Here is an 18,804-nt window from a genome sequence, read left to right on the forward strand (position 1 = left end):
GCGCTCATAATGCCCTGTAAGAAATTTAAATGTTGGCGTTGTATCATTCACTAAACGCAAAAGGCTACCGGAAACATGCTTTTCATCCGGGAAAACAATAGGATCCTGGTAGGTTCTCAGGAACGTTTTTTTCCCTTTATACTCCAGCTGCATCAATAAGCCTTTTGTTTCCTGTTCCAGGTCGATGAGGCGCCTGATCTCTGCCGGTTTTTTATAGATAGAAAGATCAGTTTTGTACATCTCTGCATACTTCTCTGCTATTTCATCCAGCGATTTACCCGGGTACGCCTGGAATACCGAACTATCCCCTTTGTTCACATCATAATAATAAACATACTCAAACTCCATATTGTTATAGAAGCGGCGATACCTGGCCCAGAAGTCCCACAGGTATTTATTGCGCGCATTAGGCAAGCCATTGAGCAGGTTATACCCAAACAGGTTAGTATACAGCGTTACCTTCAGTGGTGATCCGTCCAGCCGTTTGAATACCGCCTGGGTATTCTCATGCAGTGTATTTACTTTGCTCCTGGTTACATCCCAATAACCGATCAAACCATGCCGGGAGCTTACTACAAGTATAACCACCGTTATCATGAACGCTCCCAGGTATCTGCCTGCTGAAACCCGCCATGATTTCGACTCGGTAACCGATTTTGTTTTAATGATGGTGAATACAATAAAAAGGGAAGTAATGCTGAACAGGTAGATGAGATCCTTTGTTGTAAGCAGCCCCCCCAGCAGGCTCTCTACCCTTCCCGAGCTGGAAAGGAAATAGGTGATATCCCGCACATAATCTGTTCCCTGGAACAACAGGTGTAAAGTGGAGAACAGGATCAGCACCACGAATGTGCCGATCCCGGCAACAATCGGGTATGAAGTTAAACTGGAGATAAACATACCCACTGCTACATACATGGCCGCCAGTAAAAAGAAACCCAGCACCATGGCAATGATATGCAGAACTTCTGCATTCCTGATAGAAAAGGTGAGTATGGTCAGCTCCACCAGGAAGATCAGGATCATCAGGCATACAAAACTGTATACCCCCAGGAACTTACCGAGGATAACCTGGCGTGTTTTCACCGGCGATGAATGCAGCAACTTAATGGTACCAGCGGAATATTCGCGGTTGATAACGCCCATGGTCAGCAGCGGGATGAACAAAAAGAAGATCATCAGTACCGTATCCAGCGCTTTGCCAACCACATTTTTGGTCAGCGGCGTATTGAGAAAACCCTTGAAAAGCGCTCCCTGCAACTCCAGCAAAGTGTCTTGCTGCAATGCCGTATCCGACAGGTTTCCCATAATGATGCCCGCACTGGACATCAGGAATAAGATCAATACAAACCATGCGATCGGCGAAAAGAAAAAATACCGTAATTCCGCCCGCGCTATATTAAAAACTACTCTCATTAATGTAAGGTTGAAGAAGCATTTGATGATAATTGTTTGAATACATTGTCTATACCGGAAGATTCCGTGTGAATGGAAGTGAGCCGCCAGTTCTTTTCTGCGCTCTTTTTCACGATCCTTTCCGCGAGGTCATCGTTAGGATGGAAATAGATCCGGCATTTGTTATCCGGCAGCAACTCTACTTTCTGTACATCTTCCATCGCCATCAATTCTTCGGGCGGGGGCATATGGAGCATCCTGGCTATCAGGGTATTGGGTTGGAGGATGTTATTAAAAGCATCCAGTGTATCAGAAAACACCACCCGCCCGGATTCAATCATGATGATCTCTTTGGCAAGCAGGTTAATTTCGGACAATACATGCGACGACAACAATACGGCGCGGTCCTGCGCTATTTCTTTTATCAGCTTCCTTGCTTCAATGATCTGGTTGGGATCAAGGCCATTGGTGGGCTCATCAAGGATCACCACTTTAGGCCGGTTGATGATGGATTGCGCGATACCTACCCGTTGCCGGTATCCGCCGGATAAGTTCTTTATAAGACGTGACCGCATCTGCGTGATGGACGTTTTCTCCAGCACCTCTTCCACGGCGCTTTTTATCAGGCGCCTATCCATCAATCTTAGCTGTGCAGAATACTCCAGGTATTCCTGCACGGTAAAATCCATATACAGGGGCGCCTGCTGCGGCAAAAAGCCGATCTGTTTTTTATATTCAATGGGATCTTCTTTTATGTTCAGCCCATTAATGGAAATATTCCCTTCTGTTTGCAGCAGGGTACCACAAATAATATTCATTGTGGTAGACTTGCCCGCTCCGTTGGAACCCAGCAGTCCTACAACCCCGGTATCATTGATCTCAAAATTTATTTCGCGTATGGCCCAGGAACTGCCATACCTATGCGACAGGTTCTCCACCTTTAATATAGGCTGCATATAATGTTACTTATGATTAAAAACTTGGATTAAAAATGACCAATGCTTTTTGCAACGGCCGAAAAAGCGCTCCCGGAAGTCCATGTCCCGGTTACTAACATGGTACGTGCTTTAAACAGCCATTGGGCGTTTTGCGTAGTTGAGCCCGGATAAATATTTACTTCAGACATAGTTGTCAGCGTAACACCTGTTGCATGGTCTTTCACTTCGAAACGGAAGTTCTTAACGGATGCGTTGACAGGAACTTTTATAAAACCGGAGAGCTCTTCATAGGCCAGGTTAGACACCATGGTTCCAGGCACCGGCTCCAGCTGCAACACATCAATTGGCCTGTTATCAAAGAGATTAATGATCCGTAGATTGACCACACTATCGCTCAGGCTGCGGGCAGGAAGATTTTCCTTTACGGTTTTTTGCTTCACTTTTGCCGGGCTGCCGTACACAAAATGCGTATAAATTCCGCCAGGCTCCAGTTGCAGGTTGGTTTTCAGGAAAGGATTATTAGGCTGAAGCGTGTCATTGTTCCTGAACAATGTAACCGGCTGATTTATTTTATCAGTGGCGTAATCAAAAGAGGTACCATTGTAAATATAAGATAGCCTGCCATAGATTTTGGGCTGTGAATTTCCAAAATAGACGGTCAGGAAAGAGGTATTGTCGTTAATTCCGTTCACAATCGACAAAGACGCCGGAAATATCTCTTCCCTTAATTCCTTCTTACAGGATGTACCGGATATCAGTATGCCTGCAACTAATATCCCTGCTTTAAAATATTTTTTGTAGCTGAATTGAAACATCTTTCCTGATTTAATGGTGATCACTTTTAGTTGTAACCGATGTTCTGGGAGAGTTGGTTGTCCCAGAGGATTTCGTCCGGAGGAACCGGGTATAACAACTGGTATGGATTCCACGGCTGTTTATAAGATACCGCCGAAAGCACCCCGGTAGCCTTGTTCGTCCTTTTCAGATCCAGCCAACGGTGCCCCCATTCCGCGAATAACTCTATCCGCCTTTCGTGGGCAATGGCATCCGTTACCTGCTGATCGGTTAAAGTATAGGACAGATCATTCAATCCGGCCCGCCTCCTGATGGCGTTCAGATCATCGATCACAGCATTTTTATTGGCCGCGCCCCGCAACATATTCGCTTCCGCCCTTACCAGGTACATTTCCGCGAGCCGCATTACTACATAATATTCAGACCTGTATCCGTTTACTACATGGTTGGTGGAATTGATCTTATACTTGGCAGGGTAAAAACCGGCAGGAGTAAATGGGCCGCCGGGTACCTCCTGCGTCCATTCGGTTTTCCTGTTATCGCCCGCTTCGAAAGCATTCACCAGCATGGGGGTAAGATACCGGCCTGTCATCGCAAATTGTTCGGGCGTGGCATTGCCCCGGACTGCCGAAATATTACTCTGCTTCAACTGGAAAATAACTTCCCGGCTGGATATGCTGAACACCTTGTTCAGACTTTCCAGTTGAAACAAACCTGTTTCGCTGATCACATCGTTAGCATGCTGCCAGGCTTTTTCATAATTCCCGGTAAACAGGTAAACCCTTGCCAGCAATGCCTTAACGTACCATTTATTAATCCGTATGCGCTCCACATTATTTCCATCGTAATTTCCGGAAAGATACCCCGACGCTTCTTCCAGGTCATTGATGATCTGCTGGTATACCACGTCGGGGCTGGCGGAAGGGAGTTTTTGTGTATCATTATAATCGATGGATAAGGCGAGGGGAACTTTTCCAAACAGGTTTACCAGGTAGAAATATCCCATGGCCCTTACTGCAAGCGCCTCGCCCAGCACCCGTTTCCGGTAGGCCTGGGTAAAATCTTTTGACGTAGCTGTTTTTGCCCCCTCTATCAGCGCATTGGCATTGAAAATCCCTTTATAAGCCGATTTCCACATTTTGGGAGAATAGCCCAGGCTCTGCAATGTGATCTTGTTGGCTGTTTCCACGAAGTACTGGTCGTCTCCGCTGAGCGAGGGGTGATATAATTCATCCGCCGAATGACCAGCTGCCAGCGTAACACCTCCTGCGCTGAATAACTCGTTGCCCAGCGTCGCGAACGAATTGAGCTCGTTCTCTCCCCCGTTGATCAGGTAAGAATACAAACCATTCAGCGCAATGGATGCCTGATCGTCGGTCTGGAAAACCTGGTTGGTAGTGATTGAATTTATTGGGTCCTTTATATCCAGCATTTTATTGCAACCCGTTACCAACAGTCCTGACAATAAAACACCGGCTATAGCTATACTGAAAGTATTTTTTTTCATACGATTAATTTTAGAAGCTTAATCTCAGGTTAGCGGCAATTCTTCTGATCTGTGGCGTAGTGCCCAATTCAACATCCGACATTCTGTATTGCGAGAGTTTGAAAATCTTTGATGAATTCAAGGAAACCGTTCCCTGTTTCATGCCTACCTTTTTTAACCATGATACAGGCAGCATATACGACAGGCTCAGATTGTCCAGGCTGAGATAAGCGCCTTTGGCATAGTACGCATCCGATCCGAAAAACACGCCGCTGTTCCTGGTAGAATACTTTGCATACAGCGCTTTGTCGCCCGGCTGCTGCCAGTGCCTTTTTTGAATTTCGTCGTACAACACCATGTTCATCATGCCTCCGTATCCGAGGTTATTCAACTTGTCTTCTACCAGGGCATTTTCGAAGCTGAATTGTGCATCCAATGAAAGTACCCGCTTAAAGTCGACCCGGAAGCCCATCCCGCCCATATATTTAGGGTTCAGGTCAATCATCTTGTAATGATCATCCAGCTCCGTGTCCGGGAAGTTGGTAGAGGTCATTCCGGCAGGCCGGACCCCATCCCCGTTATAATCTTCGAACTCGGGCGTTCCTTTCATAGGGTTGATGCCAATATAATGTGAGTAGGATTTTGTGGTTACAGAAGCCCCGATCCTGTACATATCTTTATAAGGAGAATCTTCCAGCCCTTCGAAAGCTACCAGTGTGTTACTATTCTTACTTATCTGGAAACGCGCAGTGAGGCCCCAGGTGCTCGTGTTCAGGATTGTTCCATCCAGCATCAGCTCTACCCCCCTGTTCCGGATAACAGCGGGCCAGTTGCCCACCACAGCGGGAAAGCCCGTGAACGCCGGCGTAGTGATGTTTGTCAGTTGCTTTCCGTCCCGGTTGATATAGAAGTTACCTTCAAGATTCCACCTGCTGTCGAAAAATCCCAGCCGTGCGCCCACTTCAAACTTGCTGGCGCTGGACCAGCTGTATTTCTGGTTAACGGGTTGTATGAGCATATAGATGGGCTGATCATCATAGTCAGGAAATCTATCCAGGGAACCGGCCGGGATATCGGACCAGCGGGAGAGATACTGGTAATCGCCTACATTAGCATTTCCCATAACGCCATAGGTAGATCTTATTTTGGCAAAGCTCAGCCAATTCATGTTAGCCTGCTTAAACCATTCTTCATTCGATAAAACCCAGGAAGCCCCTGCAGATCCGAAGTTCCCGAAACGGGCGCCGCTCCCGAAGCGCGAAGAGCCATCCCTCCTGCCATTTAAACTGATGAGGTACTTATTTTGCCAGTCGAAAGTAACCGTTGCCAGCAGGGATACCACTTTCAGCTCGGCATAACTATTCATGGCCTGTATAATCTGGGCGTTCGAGTAGCTTTTAATAAGGTTATCGTTGGAAAACATCATCCCCAACAGCGTTACCGCATCCTGGTCGGCATAACTGTAATCAGCTGCCAGCGAAGCAGACACCCTGGCGCCGCCAAACAGTTTAAGATAGTTGATATTCGGCCTTACCAGCAGGCTCTTTCCGGAACCGGTTCCAAAAAATGCCATACTTATGGGAGAGAACAAAGGATCTTTCCCTGCTTTAGGCATAAAGCTGCCTGATTTATTGGAGAAAAATTCCCCGCTAAGGCGAACGCCTGCTGTCAGGTCTTTAAATATCTCGTAAGTAAACCCGACATTGGTCTGACTTTTCAGCGTTTGATTCTCGCCCCAGTTTTTAATATCCTTGAATGGATAAACGGACCCATACTGGTTCCTGTACGGGGCAAAATTATATTCCCCGTTCTCATCATAAATACCCGGGGCATTGGGCGGCAGTGAAAAAAAGTCTAACGTAGCTGCCGTTTCATTGTTGGAATAAGTATTATTGGTAGACAGCTCCACCTGCAGCTTACCGTTCGGGCTGCGGTGGTTGAAAGATATACCTACTGTTAAACGCTTGTTCCCCCTGCCCTGGTTGTACATTTCCGCTGTGGAAGTATATCCTACGCTCACGCGGTATGTATTGAGCAGCAGCCCTCCTTCCACACTCAGTTGCACATCGTTTGACTGCTCATTTTTAAAGAAGGCGCGTTGCCAGTCGGTATAAGCCTTCTGGTCCCAGATGGTAAGATCCGGGGCATTATCCCGGGTAGGAAAAGCTGCATCATTCAGCATGGCTTCCTTTCTCACGGCCAGGTATTGTTCCGTGTTCATCATATTCATATACCGCTGCACACCTGAGAATACTTTGGAGTAGCTTACATTAAACCGGGTAGGTCCAGGTTTTCCTTTTTTGGTAGTGATGATGATCACGCCGTTAGCCCCCCTGGAGCCGTACAACGCGGTGGCATCCGCATCTTTCAGCACATCCACGCTTTCAATATCAAGGGGATTGATCATATACAGCGGGCTTTCGGAAGTGGAATAGCCGCCCTGGACAGGTGTGTTTCCTCCAAACGGATTAACAGACAAAGTAGCAATCGGCAACCCGTCTACCACGTAAAGCGGGTCTGTATACATATTTTGGTTCAGTACATTACGTCCGCGTAACTCTACTTTCCTGGCGCCTGCCGTGTTGGCCGATTGGCTGATCCTGAGACCGGGAACGCGGCCTGCGATCGCATCCAGTATATTTACAACGGGTTGTCTTTCGATATCACTGGCTTTCACCGTGGCGATATTAGCTGTGCCGGTCCTTTTATTGGTAGTGCCCAGAACAGTGACCTGTACCTCATCCAGTTTATTTTCGGAAAGCGCCAGCTCTATATTGTACGATTTGGCAGCAACAACCTGCTCCGTTATTTTAAACAGGTGGTCCACATACCCGATATAGCTGATCCGCACCTGGTCGCCCAACCTTACCGGCACCTGAACAGTGCCGCTTCCTGCGGTCAGGTAGTTCCGTTTATCGGTAAGATTGCTGACAGTAGCGCTGATCAGCGGTGTATAACCGGAAGAATAAACAAAGACATTGATCATTTCCGGTTTTGCCGGCGTTGAATCTGCAGGTGGACTGGTTACAGCCACCATGGTTTCTTTCCGGGACACCAGGATGTTTTTGTCGATGATCCTGTAGGTCAGTGACTGGTTTTCGAATACCTTGTTAAGAAAGGTGGCCAGGTCGGTTCCCCTGGCAGTGATGGTAACCGGTTTTGCCATTGACAGGGCCGTAGCCTTATACAGGAAAACATAATCGGTTTGCGATTCTACCGCGGCAAAAACTTTTTCCAGTGAAACGTTTTTACCGTTAAAGTTGATACTCTGTGAAAGGCCTCTGGCAGATACCTGTAACAGGGCGGCAGTAAGGAGAAAGAATGTTAGTTTCATGACTAACAGAGATTTGGTTGAGCTACGTTTCCATTCATCAGGAATCCGCATGCAATAAAAAATAATTGGCATACCTTTGCATGATCCGTCCCTTCTTATAAGGGACGGAGTGTTTAAGTGAATAAATAAGCAGTCTTTTACCTGATTGTGATTATTACATTACTTGAACATCTACCGGGAGTGTCGCGAGCACTTCCGGTTTTATTTAAGCAACATCTTCTATTACCTTGCTATCTTACATACAAAATATTCCCCTTCAGTTCAAAATTAACATCCATCGTTTCCAATACTTCTAATACGTCGGACAAATTGGTATTGCGGTGCATTTTGCCTTTGAAGATCACATTATCCGGCTTTCCAACGTATTGTACCTCTATATTATACCATCTTTCCAGCTGGCGCATTACACTGTATAAATCCATACCGTCAAAATTAAACAGGCCATTTTTCCAGGCGATAATTTTATCCGGATCAGGCGTTTCCGTTACTGTCAGTGTAGCCGCTTCCGAGGCATCCGGCCTGCTTAAAACCGCTGTCTGGCCCGGCACCAGCACTTTGTGCCGGGTAGCAGGCAGCATGCCAGGCAACGGCGTTACTTTCACGGCGCCGGTCAGGAGCGTTGTACGGATTGTTTTTTCGTCATTGTATGTATTTACATTAAATGAAGTGCCCAGTACTTCCAGTTTTATCTGGTCTGTTTCCACTACGAAGGGCTGCCAGCTCTTGCTGGCCACTTCAAAATAAACCTCCCCGCTGATCTTCACCCTTCGCTCCTGTCCCTTGAAAGCAACCGGGTATCGTATAGAAGACGCTGCATTCAGCCATACTTCCGTTCCATCAGGAAGAATAACATGGTATTGGCGACCTTTAGGCGTGGTAATGGTATTAAGGGCCGCCTCTCCTGTTGCAGCGGAGGCATCGTATTTAAGCTCGTTATTGTTCAGCGAAATTTGCGTACCGTTCTGCGTGGCGATTTTTCCTTCACCTAAACTGTCTAACACCAGTTGCGTACCATCGGCCAGTGTCAGGATAGCGCCGTTTTTACCGGGTGCGATGTCATGGGCTAATTTGCCGCCAAACCGCTCCCCATTTTGCCCACGATGCGCCAGCAGGAAATAAGCAGATACGCCTAACGCCACTACAAGCGCGGCGGCGGCCCATTTCCATTTGTGAAGGAACTGCATCCGGCGTATGTTTGATGTTGCAGGCTTGTTGGATAGAAAACGCTCCAGCGCAGCGGTTTCATCAAACCGGGCCATGGCGCGCACGTGCTGCTGTTGTATATCGGGATTGTTCAATTTGACCCACAACTGCCGGTTTTCGTTACTGGCAGAAATCCATGCGTCCAACTTTTCCTGTTCGCCGGCTGTAAGCCTGCCCTGTTGCGAACGGAAAATAAGCGTTGCAATGATAAATGGATCGTTTGAAGAAGACGCCATGTCTGATGTGTTTATATTAACACAACATGGTATTCCAATCGTACTAAAAGAACCGAAAAAAAATTATGAATGGTGGGAATATAACAGGAACAGGGCAACTATCACCGGCGACAGGCGCATTCTCAGCAGCTTCATGCCCCTGGTTTTCTGATTTTTAACCGTTTGGAGGGAAATGGAAAGGATTTCGGCGATCTGTTCGTTTTTCAGCCCATCAATATAGCTCATACGGACAATCTTCCCGCATTGCTCGGGCAGGCCGCTGATCTCGCGGTAAACCATCCTGAAAACCTCCATGCGAATGATGTCCAGGTCCTCTGATGTGGCCTCTTCCTCCTGTTCGTGGAGAAATTTAGCCTGGCGTTCCTTACTATGCTGCGCCCCTTTCAAAAAATTGAGGGCTGCATTACGGGTAGCTTTGTACAGGAAATCCTTCAGATGCCGGAGGTCTTCGAAGGCATATGGCTTCTGCCATAACCTTTCAAAAACATCCTGCACAATATCTTCTGCATGCCCGGGCTCACCGATGATCGTTTCTGCGTAGTGGGAAAGCGCGCTATAATACTCTTTAAAGATATAAGAGTAATGTAAGGTATCCCCCGAAGTTAAACCCCTCAAAAGCTGAGACTCATTATAAGAAGATTTCCGCGACAAATTTGCAACCCGATTTTAGCTGAAATGTAAAAGTAATTAAAAAATTAAGCTATTAAAATGCAATTGACAAACGGAATTCTGATTTCAGGATAGCCTTTCTGAAGATCCTGACCTCAAGATCAGAACTGCGGCTCTAATGGGGTTATTTTACCATGTAAGAGCAGCTTGTGCTTACTCCCCCATTTATGTAACTCGATGCAAACTGGGATCAGCTCTCTTCCAAGGGGTGTTACCGTGTACGTCAATTCAATTTTACCGATCAATCCATCTCTTTCCAGTTCTTTCAATTGAAGTGTCAGCATTCTCTCCGTTATGTTGGGGATGCTTTTTTTTAATTCGCCGAATCGTTTTATTCCTTTATGAACATGCATTAGGATGGGCAGCTTCCATCTGCCACCCATTAATTGAATGGCATAAGTCAAATTACATTCTGTAAGGAATTGACGATTAATATTATTTGTCGAACTTTCTTTTATAGCCATACTTACAAAATTGTCTGTTCTGTGTTTCCTTTGTTCTGTTGTAACATTGCAATGTGAATTTAAACATAATAGGATGAACAAAAAAAAAATCAGGATCGGCTTTATAGGATTAAACCCGGATAGTCATTGGGCATCGAGATCACATATACCGGCATTGAAAACCCTTACAGATGTTTTTGAGGTCAAAGGTGTGGCTAACTCTACTTACGAAAGTGCGCAGCGTACGGCCAAGGCATTGCAGATACCGTATGCATTTGAAAATGTGCAGGAGTTAATACATTCCGGTGAAATAGACCTGGTAGTAGTGACCGTGAAAGTTCCCTATCATTATGACCTGGTATATACTGCATTAATGGCCGGCAAACATGTGTATTGCGAACATCCGTTGGGTAATGGGTTAGAAGAGGTGGAACGGCTGGCTGCACTGGCAGTCAGCAAAGGTGTAGTGGCAGTTGCAGGAACACAGATGGCGGTTTCCTCACAGGTCATTTATTTACAGCAGCTGGTGAACGATGGTTTTATAGGGAAAGTGTTGTCTACCACATTGATCGGCTCCGGTGGTCAATGGAGGGACGAAACCGTTGCGGATCTCTATTATATATATGAGAAGAACAAAGGCGCTACTATGCTGACGATCCCGTTGGGACATACATTAGCCGGCTTGCTCAAAGTGCTCGGTGGGTTTGATGAACTCCATTCACATATGTTCAGTAACTATTCAACTGTTTCCCTAAAAGATACCGGAGAAATAAAGCCTAAAACTACTGAAGACCAAATCATGGTAATGGGCAGGTTGAAAAGTGGTGCGGCCATTTCCATTCATTATCGCGGCGGAATATCCAAAGGCACTAATTTTCTCTGGGAGATCAATGGCTCCGAGGGAGACCTGCAAGTGACAGGAACTATTGGACATGGACAATTGGCGCCCCTTACAATTTATGGCGCCGGGCGTGAGGATAAAGCGCTGAAATTATTGAGCTCTCATGCGGAAAACCCGATAATGGAGAATGTTGCGCGGATGTATGCGTTGATAGGGGGCGATATAAGAAATGGTACCCGTAGTGCACCAACATTTGACGACGCAGTGGCGTTACATAGGGTATTGCAGGCAATTGAAGCGAATGCATCCCGGGTTTCCAGTCCTTTAGATCTTTCGGCGTAAGTGGCTCTTGCTTGGGATCAATTAACATATTCGGCGGCAGAAAAGAAAGGAATGTCCCGCAGGGAGTTTATTAATTAGCTATTTCTCTAAGATGGAAATCTTAAATCTACTCCGGAAACTTTAATACCGGAAAGTTGTGTCGTCGGGATAGACGGTCTGGCGGTCGCCTATCCTGTGATTTCCTGAGCTTTTTATGTTCGATTTACGTAAATTAGCTGAATAGTATCACCAGTTGCCATAATTAAACAAAAGTATTGCTGGTGAAATGAGGGCAAATGGCGATACCCTGTAACCTTTTAGCAATGAATATGCAAAAACAAAAAGGGAAAAACGAGGAATTACAGCATGATGGACTGGGAATAAAGATCCGCTCAAGCGACAATCCTTATCTTTCAGCTGATATTCAAAATAAATTATTGCAACCTCGCAGGTTATCTTCTTACTTTATTGTATTAATTGAAAGCGGCTCAATTACATATAATATAGACTCGCAAGACTTTACACTTACTGATGGGCACCTACTTTTTGCAATGCCCAACCAATTTTTTACGCCACCGGCTAAACCTGACGATCTAAAATATTTCAAACTGCTATTTGACGAAAACACATTGGCATTGTTGCCACAACAATTCCCCTTTCTGGTCAACCCGTTAAACGCACCAACCATAATTCTTGACAGCGTAGCAAAAGAAAGAGTAATAAAGGTTTTCGGAATTTTAGACCAGATACTTTATATAGATAAACAGGAAACCGACACTGAAATAATATTAGCTTATCTGAACTCATTGCTATCAGAATTAAACAGCGCTTATTTCAAAAATAAAGAACCTGTCAATATCTTAAACACTAACCTTTCAAAGTTTATCGAGTTCAAATTAGTTGTGGAAACATCTCTTACAGAGCAACCTTCCATCAATGCAATTGCTGATAAATTAGCTTTATCTACCACCAGCTTATACCGGATTGTAAAAGAATATACCGGAACATCGCCAAAAGATTATTTTACTAACCGTTTAATAGCAGAAGCCCAGAGAAGATTGCGTTATTCCAATACTTCTATCAAAGAGCTGGCCTACGAACTGGGCTTTAATGACCCTGATTATTTTTCAAGGCTCTTCAAAAAAAGCACAGGGAAAAGCGCGAGTGATTTTTTGCCCGGGCAGGATTTGTCGGGGAAATAAAATGATTTGTCCATTTCCGCTGTTTTGGGGGCCGTTACTTTTGCTTCATAAAATTCACACAAAAAATGAAATTTGCATTAGTAACAGGGGCCAGTAAAAGCATTGGCTTTGAAGTTGTACAGCAACTTGCTCAAAAAGGAATGTATGTTTACCTGGGTAGTCGTAACCTGGAAAGCGGCATTGAAGCCGTTGATAAATTAAAAGCGAAGGGATTAAACAATGTAGAAGTTATTCAGCTGGACGTTACAGACAACGAATCAGTACTTAAAGCCCGTAAAGAAATAGGTAAAAAAACAAAAGTCCTGGACATACTTATTAATAATGCGGGGGTTTATGGTGGTCACCCACAAACGGCACTTGACTCCACGATTGACCAGTTTAAAGCAACTTATGATACAAATGTTTACGGCGTGGTGCGGGTTACACAGGCATTTATTGATTTACTGAACAAGTCGTCCGAGCCCCGTATTGTAAATGTAAGCTCAAGCCAGGGCTCAATTACCCTGCACAGCGATCCAACATATAAATACTATGATTACAAAGGCGCAGTATATCTTTCCTCAAAATCAGCCCTGAATATGTACACGGTTGTTCTGGCATACGAATTAAAAAATACCAGCTTCAGGATAAATGCGGTTTGCCCGGGATTCACAAAAACAGATTTCAATGGACATCGTGGGACTGGATCCGTTGCTGATGCCGGGAAACGGGTAGTAAAATATGCGCTGATTGGCAATGATGGCCCAACGGGGAAATTTTTTAGTGAGGAAAATAATCCTGAAACAGGAGAAATACCCTGGTAGTTTAATGGTAGTACAAAGCATAGTTTATTATTGTAACGTAAACGTACAGTTTACTGTTCGTTTGCGAACAGCAAGCCATGGGTAACGATTTTTAACTTGTTGAAAATAAACATATTGGCAGATTGGGCATATTTTTGACAGTGTATGAAAATAACCTGCAGTTATGATCGCTAATCACCTGAAAATTGCCCTGAAGCATTTTAAACGGCATAAGCTGTTTACGCTGATCAATATCACCGGCCTATCCATAGGCATCAGTGCGTCGCTGATCATCTTCCTGATTGTAAACCACGATTTCAGCTTTGACCGTTTTCACCCTGATCAGAAGCGCATTTACCGCGTGGTTACGAATTACGATTTTTCCGGCGAAAAGGTGTATAATATGGGGGTTAGCGCCCCATTGCCCCAGGCTATCCGGCAGGAAGCGACCGGTGTTGAAAAAGTGGCTCCTTTTATCACCCTATACGAAATGGATGTGAAGGTGCCTTTCAAAGGCATTGCAAAGACATTTAAACGGCAACAGCAGATTATTCTTGCGGATAACAACTATTTTGATGTATTTAGATACGAATGGCTTGCAGGATCCGTTAAGGACGCCTTAATGCAACCCAATACGGTGGTGGTTACTTCAGATAAAGCCACACGATACTTTCCCGGGCTTTCTTACGCTGATATGATAGGCAGGACGCTCATATATGACGATTCCATCAATTTGCAGATTACCGGGGTAGTAGCTCCTTTCAGGGAAAATACAGATTTGAAGTTCAGCGATTTTATTTCATTGAGCACGCTTACCGTCACAAAAAAGATAAGCGACAACCTCGGATTTGAACTTACCAACTGGGGTGGTACTTCGTCTGCATCGCAGTGTTATGTAAAACTTTCGACAGGCGCAGACCCTACGGCAGTTGAAAAGGCCATTACGGCAATAGCGCTTAAATACAATCCACCCAAGCCAGACGACGTGGGCAATACACGCGAATTCGGGTTGCAGCCGCTGAGCGATGTTCACTTTAATGCCCTATACGGAAACTACCAGGGCAACCACATCGCTAACAGGAAAACGCTCTATAGCCTGCTGACCATAGCAGCATTCCTGCTTATTCTGGGCTGTATCAATTTTATCAATCTCAGTACCGCCCAATCGTCGCAACGGGCCAAAGAGATAGGCATCCGCAAAACAATAGGAAGCACTCGTGGGCAACTGATTGGACAATTACTGACAGAAACGTTCCTGGTTACATTGATTGCGGTTGTTATTTCCGTTAGTTTGGTTCCCTCCCTGCTAAAGATATTTTCTGATTTCATCGCTCCGGAGATCCGGTTTAACCCGCTTCAACAGCCCGGATTCCTGCTCTTTCTTGTGGCGCTGATAGCGGTAGTGAGTCTTTTAGCCGGATTTTACCCTTCCATGGTATTATCGGCATTTAAGCCTGTAACTATGCTGAAGAACCATACTGAAAACGGCAACACGCGAAGTATGTGGCTGCGCAAATCGCTCACTGTAAGCCAGTTCGTCATTGCCCAGTTCTTTATCATTGCCACGATCATGGTCAGCAAGCAGACCCGCTATGCCCTCAACAGGGATCTTGGGTTTAAGAAGGATGCCATTGTGTTCATGAACACTCCCTGGAAAAACAATACAGAAAGCAAGAAACAGGTGCTTGCCGATAAGCTTCGCCAAATACCGCAGATCAGCATGATCAGTCGAGGAGGAGTACCTCCCTCATCATACCAAACCAGTTCAACGGATGCCGAGTTTTACGATGGCAGGCAAAACATAAAGCTGCAACTTTATTTGAAATTTGCGGACGCGGATTACATCAATCTGTACGGCATAAAATTGTTAGCAGGGCGTAATATCAGGAAATCGGATTCTTCTGCCTTTGTAATCAACCAGACCTATAGCAGGCTGCTGGGTTTTAAAAATCCCATTGATGCACTCGGAAAATACATAGAGAAATTTAATGGTGATAAGCGCATGCAGATCGTGGGCGTAGTGGCCGACTTCAGGCAGGAATCACTGCATAATGCAGTCAAGCCGATGGCAATCATGATATCCACCGAAGCCTGGAATAACAGTGTGTTCCATATTGCCCTGAGGCCGCAAACGCCTGGAGGGGAAGAATGGAAAACTGCCATTTCCGCAATTGGCAAGGCATGGAAGGAGGTTTATCCCGATGATGAATTCAATTACAATTTCTACGACGAGAGTATCGCCCGGTTTTACGAGAGTGAACAGCGTAGCTCCCGCCTGCTCGCATGGGCATCGGGTTTGTCTATCCTGATCAGTTGCCTGGGCCTGTTGGGCCTGGCCATCTATACTACCAGCCTACGCACCAAGGAAGTTGGAGTACGAAAAGTGCTTGGCGCCACAGTAATGCAGATCGTAACGCTGCTTTCAATGGAAATGATTAACCTGGTACTGCTATCGTTTATTATTGTAACTCCCGTTGCATGGTGGGCTATGAATAGTTGGATACAAAGCTTTGCAGACCGTACATCTATAAGCTGGTGGATCTTTGTGTTAAGTGGTATGGGTATGTTGTTTACAGCTTTGCTTACATTAAGTTCCCAAACAATCCGGATAGCGCTTAATAACCCCATTAAGAGCCTGCGGTCTGAATAGGTATTTAGCTGTAAGGGTATTTTTTCTTCGGGTTGGATATTGTGGGGATCTGTCAATTCCGGTAATCGAAACTACTGCGGTGTACCTGGTAGCCACGTGAATAAACCTAAGCCTCTCTATCCATAAAAATGGTTGGTCAAGGACGCAACTTGAGATTAATATTAAAAGCAATTATCATTTAAGACAAGGAAAAGCGGATCACAACTTCGAATCAACCCTACCCAAACCGCAATCTGATCTGGCAGCTGAAAGCATTAAAGATCTCTATCATTTTGATTTCCCTGGATTAGAAGATAATGCCCAGGAACGAGAAATTGAGCTTGCCCTTACACAGAAAATAACTCATTTTATGCTGGAACCTGGGAAAGGTTTTGCCTTTGTTGGCCGTCAATATAAATTAGAAATCAGTGAGTCAGACTATTTCCTGGATTTATTATTCTACCACTTACACCTTCGTTGTTTTGTAGTTATAGATTTAAAGGCAGGTAAATTTCAACCGGAATATGCAGGTAAATTGAACTTCTACTTATCCGCAGTGGATAGCCAGTTAAAACATGCTACTGATAGATAAGATCATTATAAAGCAAAAATTAAGGTAAAAAGAAAAACCTCGCGCATAGCGCGAGGTCTATATCTTCCTTGAACCTTATTGTAAATAACTAGAGCCTTCTTACTTTTTTATCTCCGAAAACTGGCACAAGTCAACTAAATTCAACTACTTACCATAGAAATGGCATTAAAATGAGATATCAAAAAAATCGCTTAAAGATAGTTTCTTGCTCAGTGTCTGAGTATTCTGCTATAACTTGCTTAGACCAGTCAAATTCAATTTTTCCAAATTTACTTTCATCATGGTGTAAGTCAATTTCATCTTCATTGAACGTAAGGATGTATTGAAAATTATGCAATTCGTTGGACTTGTGATACATATAGTTCAAAACATTGGATATAGTTTTGTTGGAAATGGCATGAAACACTCCATCATGAACTAGAAAATCTGGAATATTTCGTTTATCAATTCGGCTTTTTAAGAATACCATTAAGTCATAAGCCACAATTTTTAAGCGTTCTTGACCTAAAGCATCAGCTTTAGGTATTTCCAAGTTGAATTTAAAGGGTAACTGATTTCTTGGAGATGTTGGATTTGGAGTAATATTAAAATAAGAATTATCAAACTCTTCATCCAGATAAATCGCATTTTCAAGTATTTGCTGAAACAACAATCTTAATTCGTCAAGATATGCTTGATGTTTATTTAATTCACTAACAATATCTCTCTTCAATTCAGCAATAACAATATTTGAATTTCCTAATATCTCCTCAATTTCATCAATTTCCCTTACTATTGCAGTATTCCTTTCCAAAAGTGTCTTTTCGTTCACCAATTTCTCATATGTGCTTTCAATTCTATCCAGCGCTCCTTTCTCTTTTAACAAAGAAAATAACTCACTTCTGTTTTTTTCGAGTTTTTCAAGTTGATGTAAGCTTTCGTCAATAGAAGATTGTAGTTTTTTCTCTTCCTCTAATAAGTATTTATTTCTATTAGCAAGAAGTTGTTTTTTAAACTCGATAACTTCATCTAGACTTTTTTTGACAAAATTTCCGAATGTCGATACAGTTTCATTATATAGTTTTTGGATTTTATCCAAATCAATAGAAGCGACCTCGTTATATGAAGATTTGAGCTTTTCTAATTTTCGATTGGTATTATGGTAAATTATCGACCGTGCATTAATCTCCGAGATAACCTGGTTGATTTTCTGTTCGATTTCTTTATGATTAGCAAGAAAATTATACTCTTTTAGGCTGTTCTCAAGTATCGCAATTTCTTTTTCAATCTTTAAACGCTCGGTTCTAAACTCTTGTATATCTTTTCCAGTGTCAATCTTAATCTTCTCCGTTAAAGATTTTACGGTATTGTTATATTTTTCATATTCAGTAGATATCTCGTTATACTTTAAAAGTATCTTAGTCGGTAGATTAAGTAAGTAAAAATTGTATAAGGCCTTCTCCCTAATATTAGCAGTGTACGAAACAAAATTTAACGGGTCAACTCTTTGTTGATTTTGTAAATCATCCTTGACAAAAAATTCCATTAGCGTTCCATATCGCTTTCCTTCAAAAAACACCTCGCTATTCTCAGTAGGAAAAAATATCCCTTCCAGGATCTTGGGCATATCTGATTTTTCATATTCATCAAGCTTATCAGGACGTTTGCCGAAATAAATCTTCTTTGAGTCCGCAAAAGTCCTTTTGATAAAGTACACTTCACTTTTTACAACAAACTCCAAAGTAATAGTATGCTCATCATCTCTTAGAAAATCATACTTCTTTTGGCTAAATCTTTTCTCTGCCTTACCACTTAACAATGCAAAGTCTATTAATCTGACCAACGTAGATTTACCAATGCCATTAATACCTCTAGCCTCCTTATCTTCCGAATACTTACCCAAAATAATATTTATTCCATTGTGAAATGAAACTGTATCTATTAAGTTAGTATCTGAAT

14 protein-coding genes are annotated in these 18,804 nt (G+C 43.8%); 5 read left to right on the plus strand and 9 right to left on the minus strand.

Translation table 11 applies throughout. The features are described from left to right. The 8 genes from VIM72_RS16210 to VIM72_RS16245 all read right to left on the minus strand — a co-directional run. A partial coding sequence (locus tag VIM72_RS16210; RefSeq protein WP_332003870.1) for an ABC transporter permease subunit occupies positions 1-1,416 on the minus strand: 1,416 nt, incomplete at its 3' end. Then, positions 1,416-2,351 carry an ABC transporter ATP-binding protein gene (locus VIM72_RS16215; protein ID WP_332003871.1) on the minus strand — a complete coding sequence of 312 codons (936 nt, stop codon included), beginning with the start codon at positions 2,349-2,351 and terminating at the stop codon, positions 1,416-1,418. The genes VIM72_RS16215 and VIM72_RS16210, both read right to left, overlap by 1 nt. Positions 2,352-2,380: 29 nt before the next feature. Continuing rightward, entirely contained in the window at positions 2,381-3,148 is a 768-nt protein-coding gene (locus VIM72_RS16220; protein ID WP_332003872.1) for a hypothetical protein, read from the minus strand. Positions 3,149-3,174: 26 nt separating this feature from the next. Further along, positions 3,175-4,635: a RagB/SusD family nutrient uptake outer membrane protein gene (locus VIM72_RS16225; protein ID WP_332003873.1), complete on the minus strand. Its 1,461-nt coding sequence runs from the start codon at positions 4,633-4,635 to the stop codon at positions 3,175-3,177. 10 nt (positions 4,636-4,645) lie between these two features. Further along, positions 4,646-7,948, minus strand: coding sequence for a SusC/RagA family TonB-linked outer membrane protein (locus VIM72_RS16230; RefSeq protein ID WP_332003874.1), 3,303 nt, complete (start codon positions 7,946-7,948; stop codon positions 4,646-4,648). 230 nt (positions 7,949-8,178) lie between these two features. After that, positions 8,179-9,387 carry a FecR family protein gene (locus tag VIM72_RS16235; RefSeq protein WP_332003875.1) on the minus strand — a complete coding sequence of 403 codons (1,209 nt, stop codon included), beginning with the start codon at positions 9,385-9,387 and terminating at the stop codon, positions 8,179-8,181. A gap of 63 nt (positions 9,388-9,450) precedes the next feature. Continuing rightward, complete coding sequence (locus VIM72_RS16240; protein WP_332003876.1) at positions 9,451-10,002, minus strand: RNA polymerase sigma-70 factor; 552 nt, start codon at positions 10,000-10,002, stop codon at positions 9,451-9,453. Positions 10,003-10,157: 155 nt separating this feature from the next. Then, positions 10,158-10,520, minus strand: a complete 363-nt coding sequence (locus VIM72_RS16245) for a helix-turn-helix domain-containing protein (RefSeq protein ID WP_332003877.1) — start codon at positions 10,518-10,520, stop codon at positions 10,158-10,160. A gap of 73 nt (positions 10,521-10,593) precedes the next feature. Here VIM72_RS16245 and VIM72_RS16250 point away from each other — a divergent pair, with 73 nt between their 5' ends. The 5 genes from VIM72_RS16250 (at position 10,594) to VIM72_RS16270 (ending at position 16,866) form a co-directional block, all read left to right on the plus strand. Continuing rightward, a complete protein-coding gene (locus VIM72_RS16250) occupies positions 10,594-11,682 on the plus strand; it encodes a Gfo/Idh/MocA family oxidoreductase (protein ID WP_332003878.1) in 1,089 nt (362 codons plus the stop codon). A 302-nt stretch (positions 11,683-11,984) separates the two neighbouring features. Next, entirely contained in the window at positions 11,985-12,863 is an 879-nt protein-coding gene (locus tag VIM72_RS16255; protein WP_332003879.1) for a helix-turn-helix transcriptional regulator, read from the plus strand. Between the two features lie 65 nt (positions 12,864-12,928). Then, complete coding sequence (locus VIM72_RS16260) at positions 12,929-13,666, plus strand: SDR family oxidoreductase (protein ID WP_332003880.1); 738 nt, start codon at positions 12,929-12,931, stop codon at positions 13,664-13,666. A gap of 163 nt (positions 13,667-13,829) precedes the next feature. Next, positions 13,830-16,295 (plus strand): ABC transporter permease, encoded by a 2,466-nt coding sequence (locus VIM72_RS16265; protein ID WP_332003881.1) that lies wholly within the window; start codon positions 13,830-13,832, stop codon positions 16,293-16,295. Positions 16,296-16,548: 253 nt separating this feature from the next. Beyond that, positions 16,549-16,866, plus strand: coding sequence for a PDDEXK nuclease domain-containing protein (locus tag VIM72_RS16270; RefSeq protein ID WP_332003883.1), 318 nt, complete (start codon positions 16,549-16,551; stop codon positions 16,864-16,866). Between the two features lie 178 nt (positions 16,867-17,044). Here VIM72_RS16270 and VIM72_RS16275 read toward each other — a convergent pair. After that, the coding region (locus tag VIM72_RS16275) for a DUF2326 domain-containing protein (RefSeq protein WP_332003882.1) at positions 17,045-18,804 on the minus strand (1,760 nt) is incomplete at its 5' end.

Source organism: Chitinophaga sp., assembly GCF_036569185.1.
In the GTDB taxonomy this organism is placed as follows: domain Bacteria; phylum Bacteroidota; class Bacteroidia; order Chitinophagales; family Chitinophagaceae; genus Chitinophaga.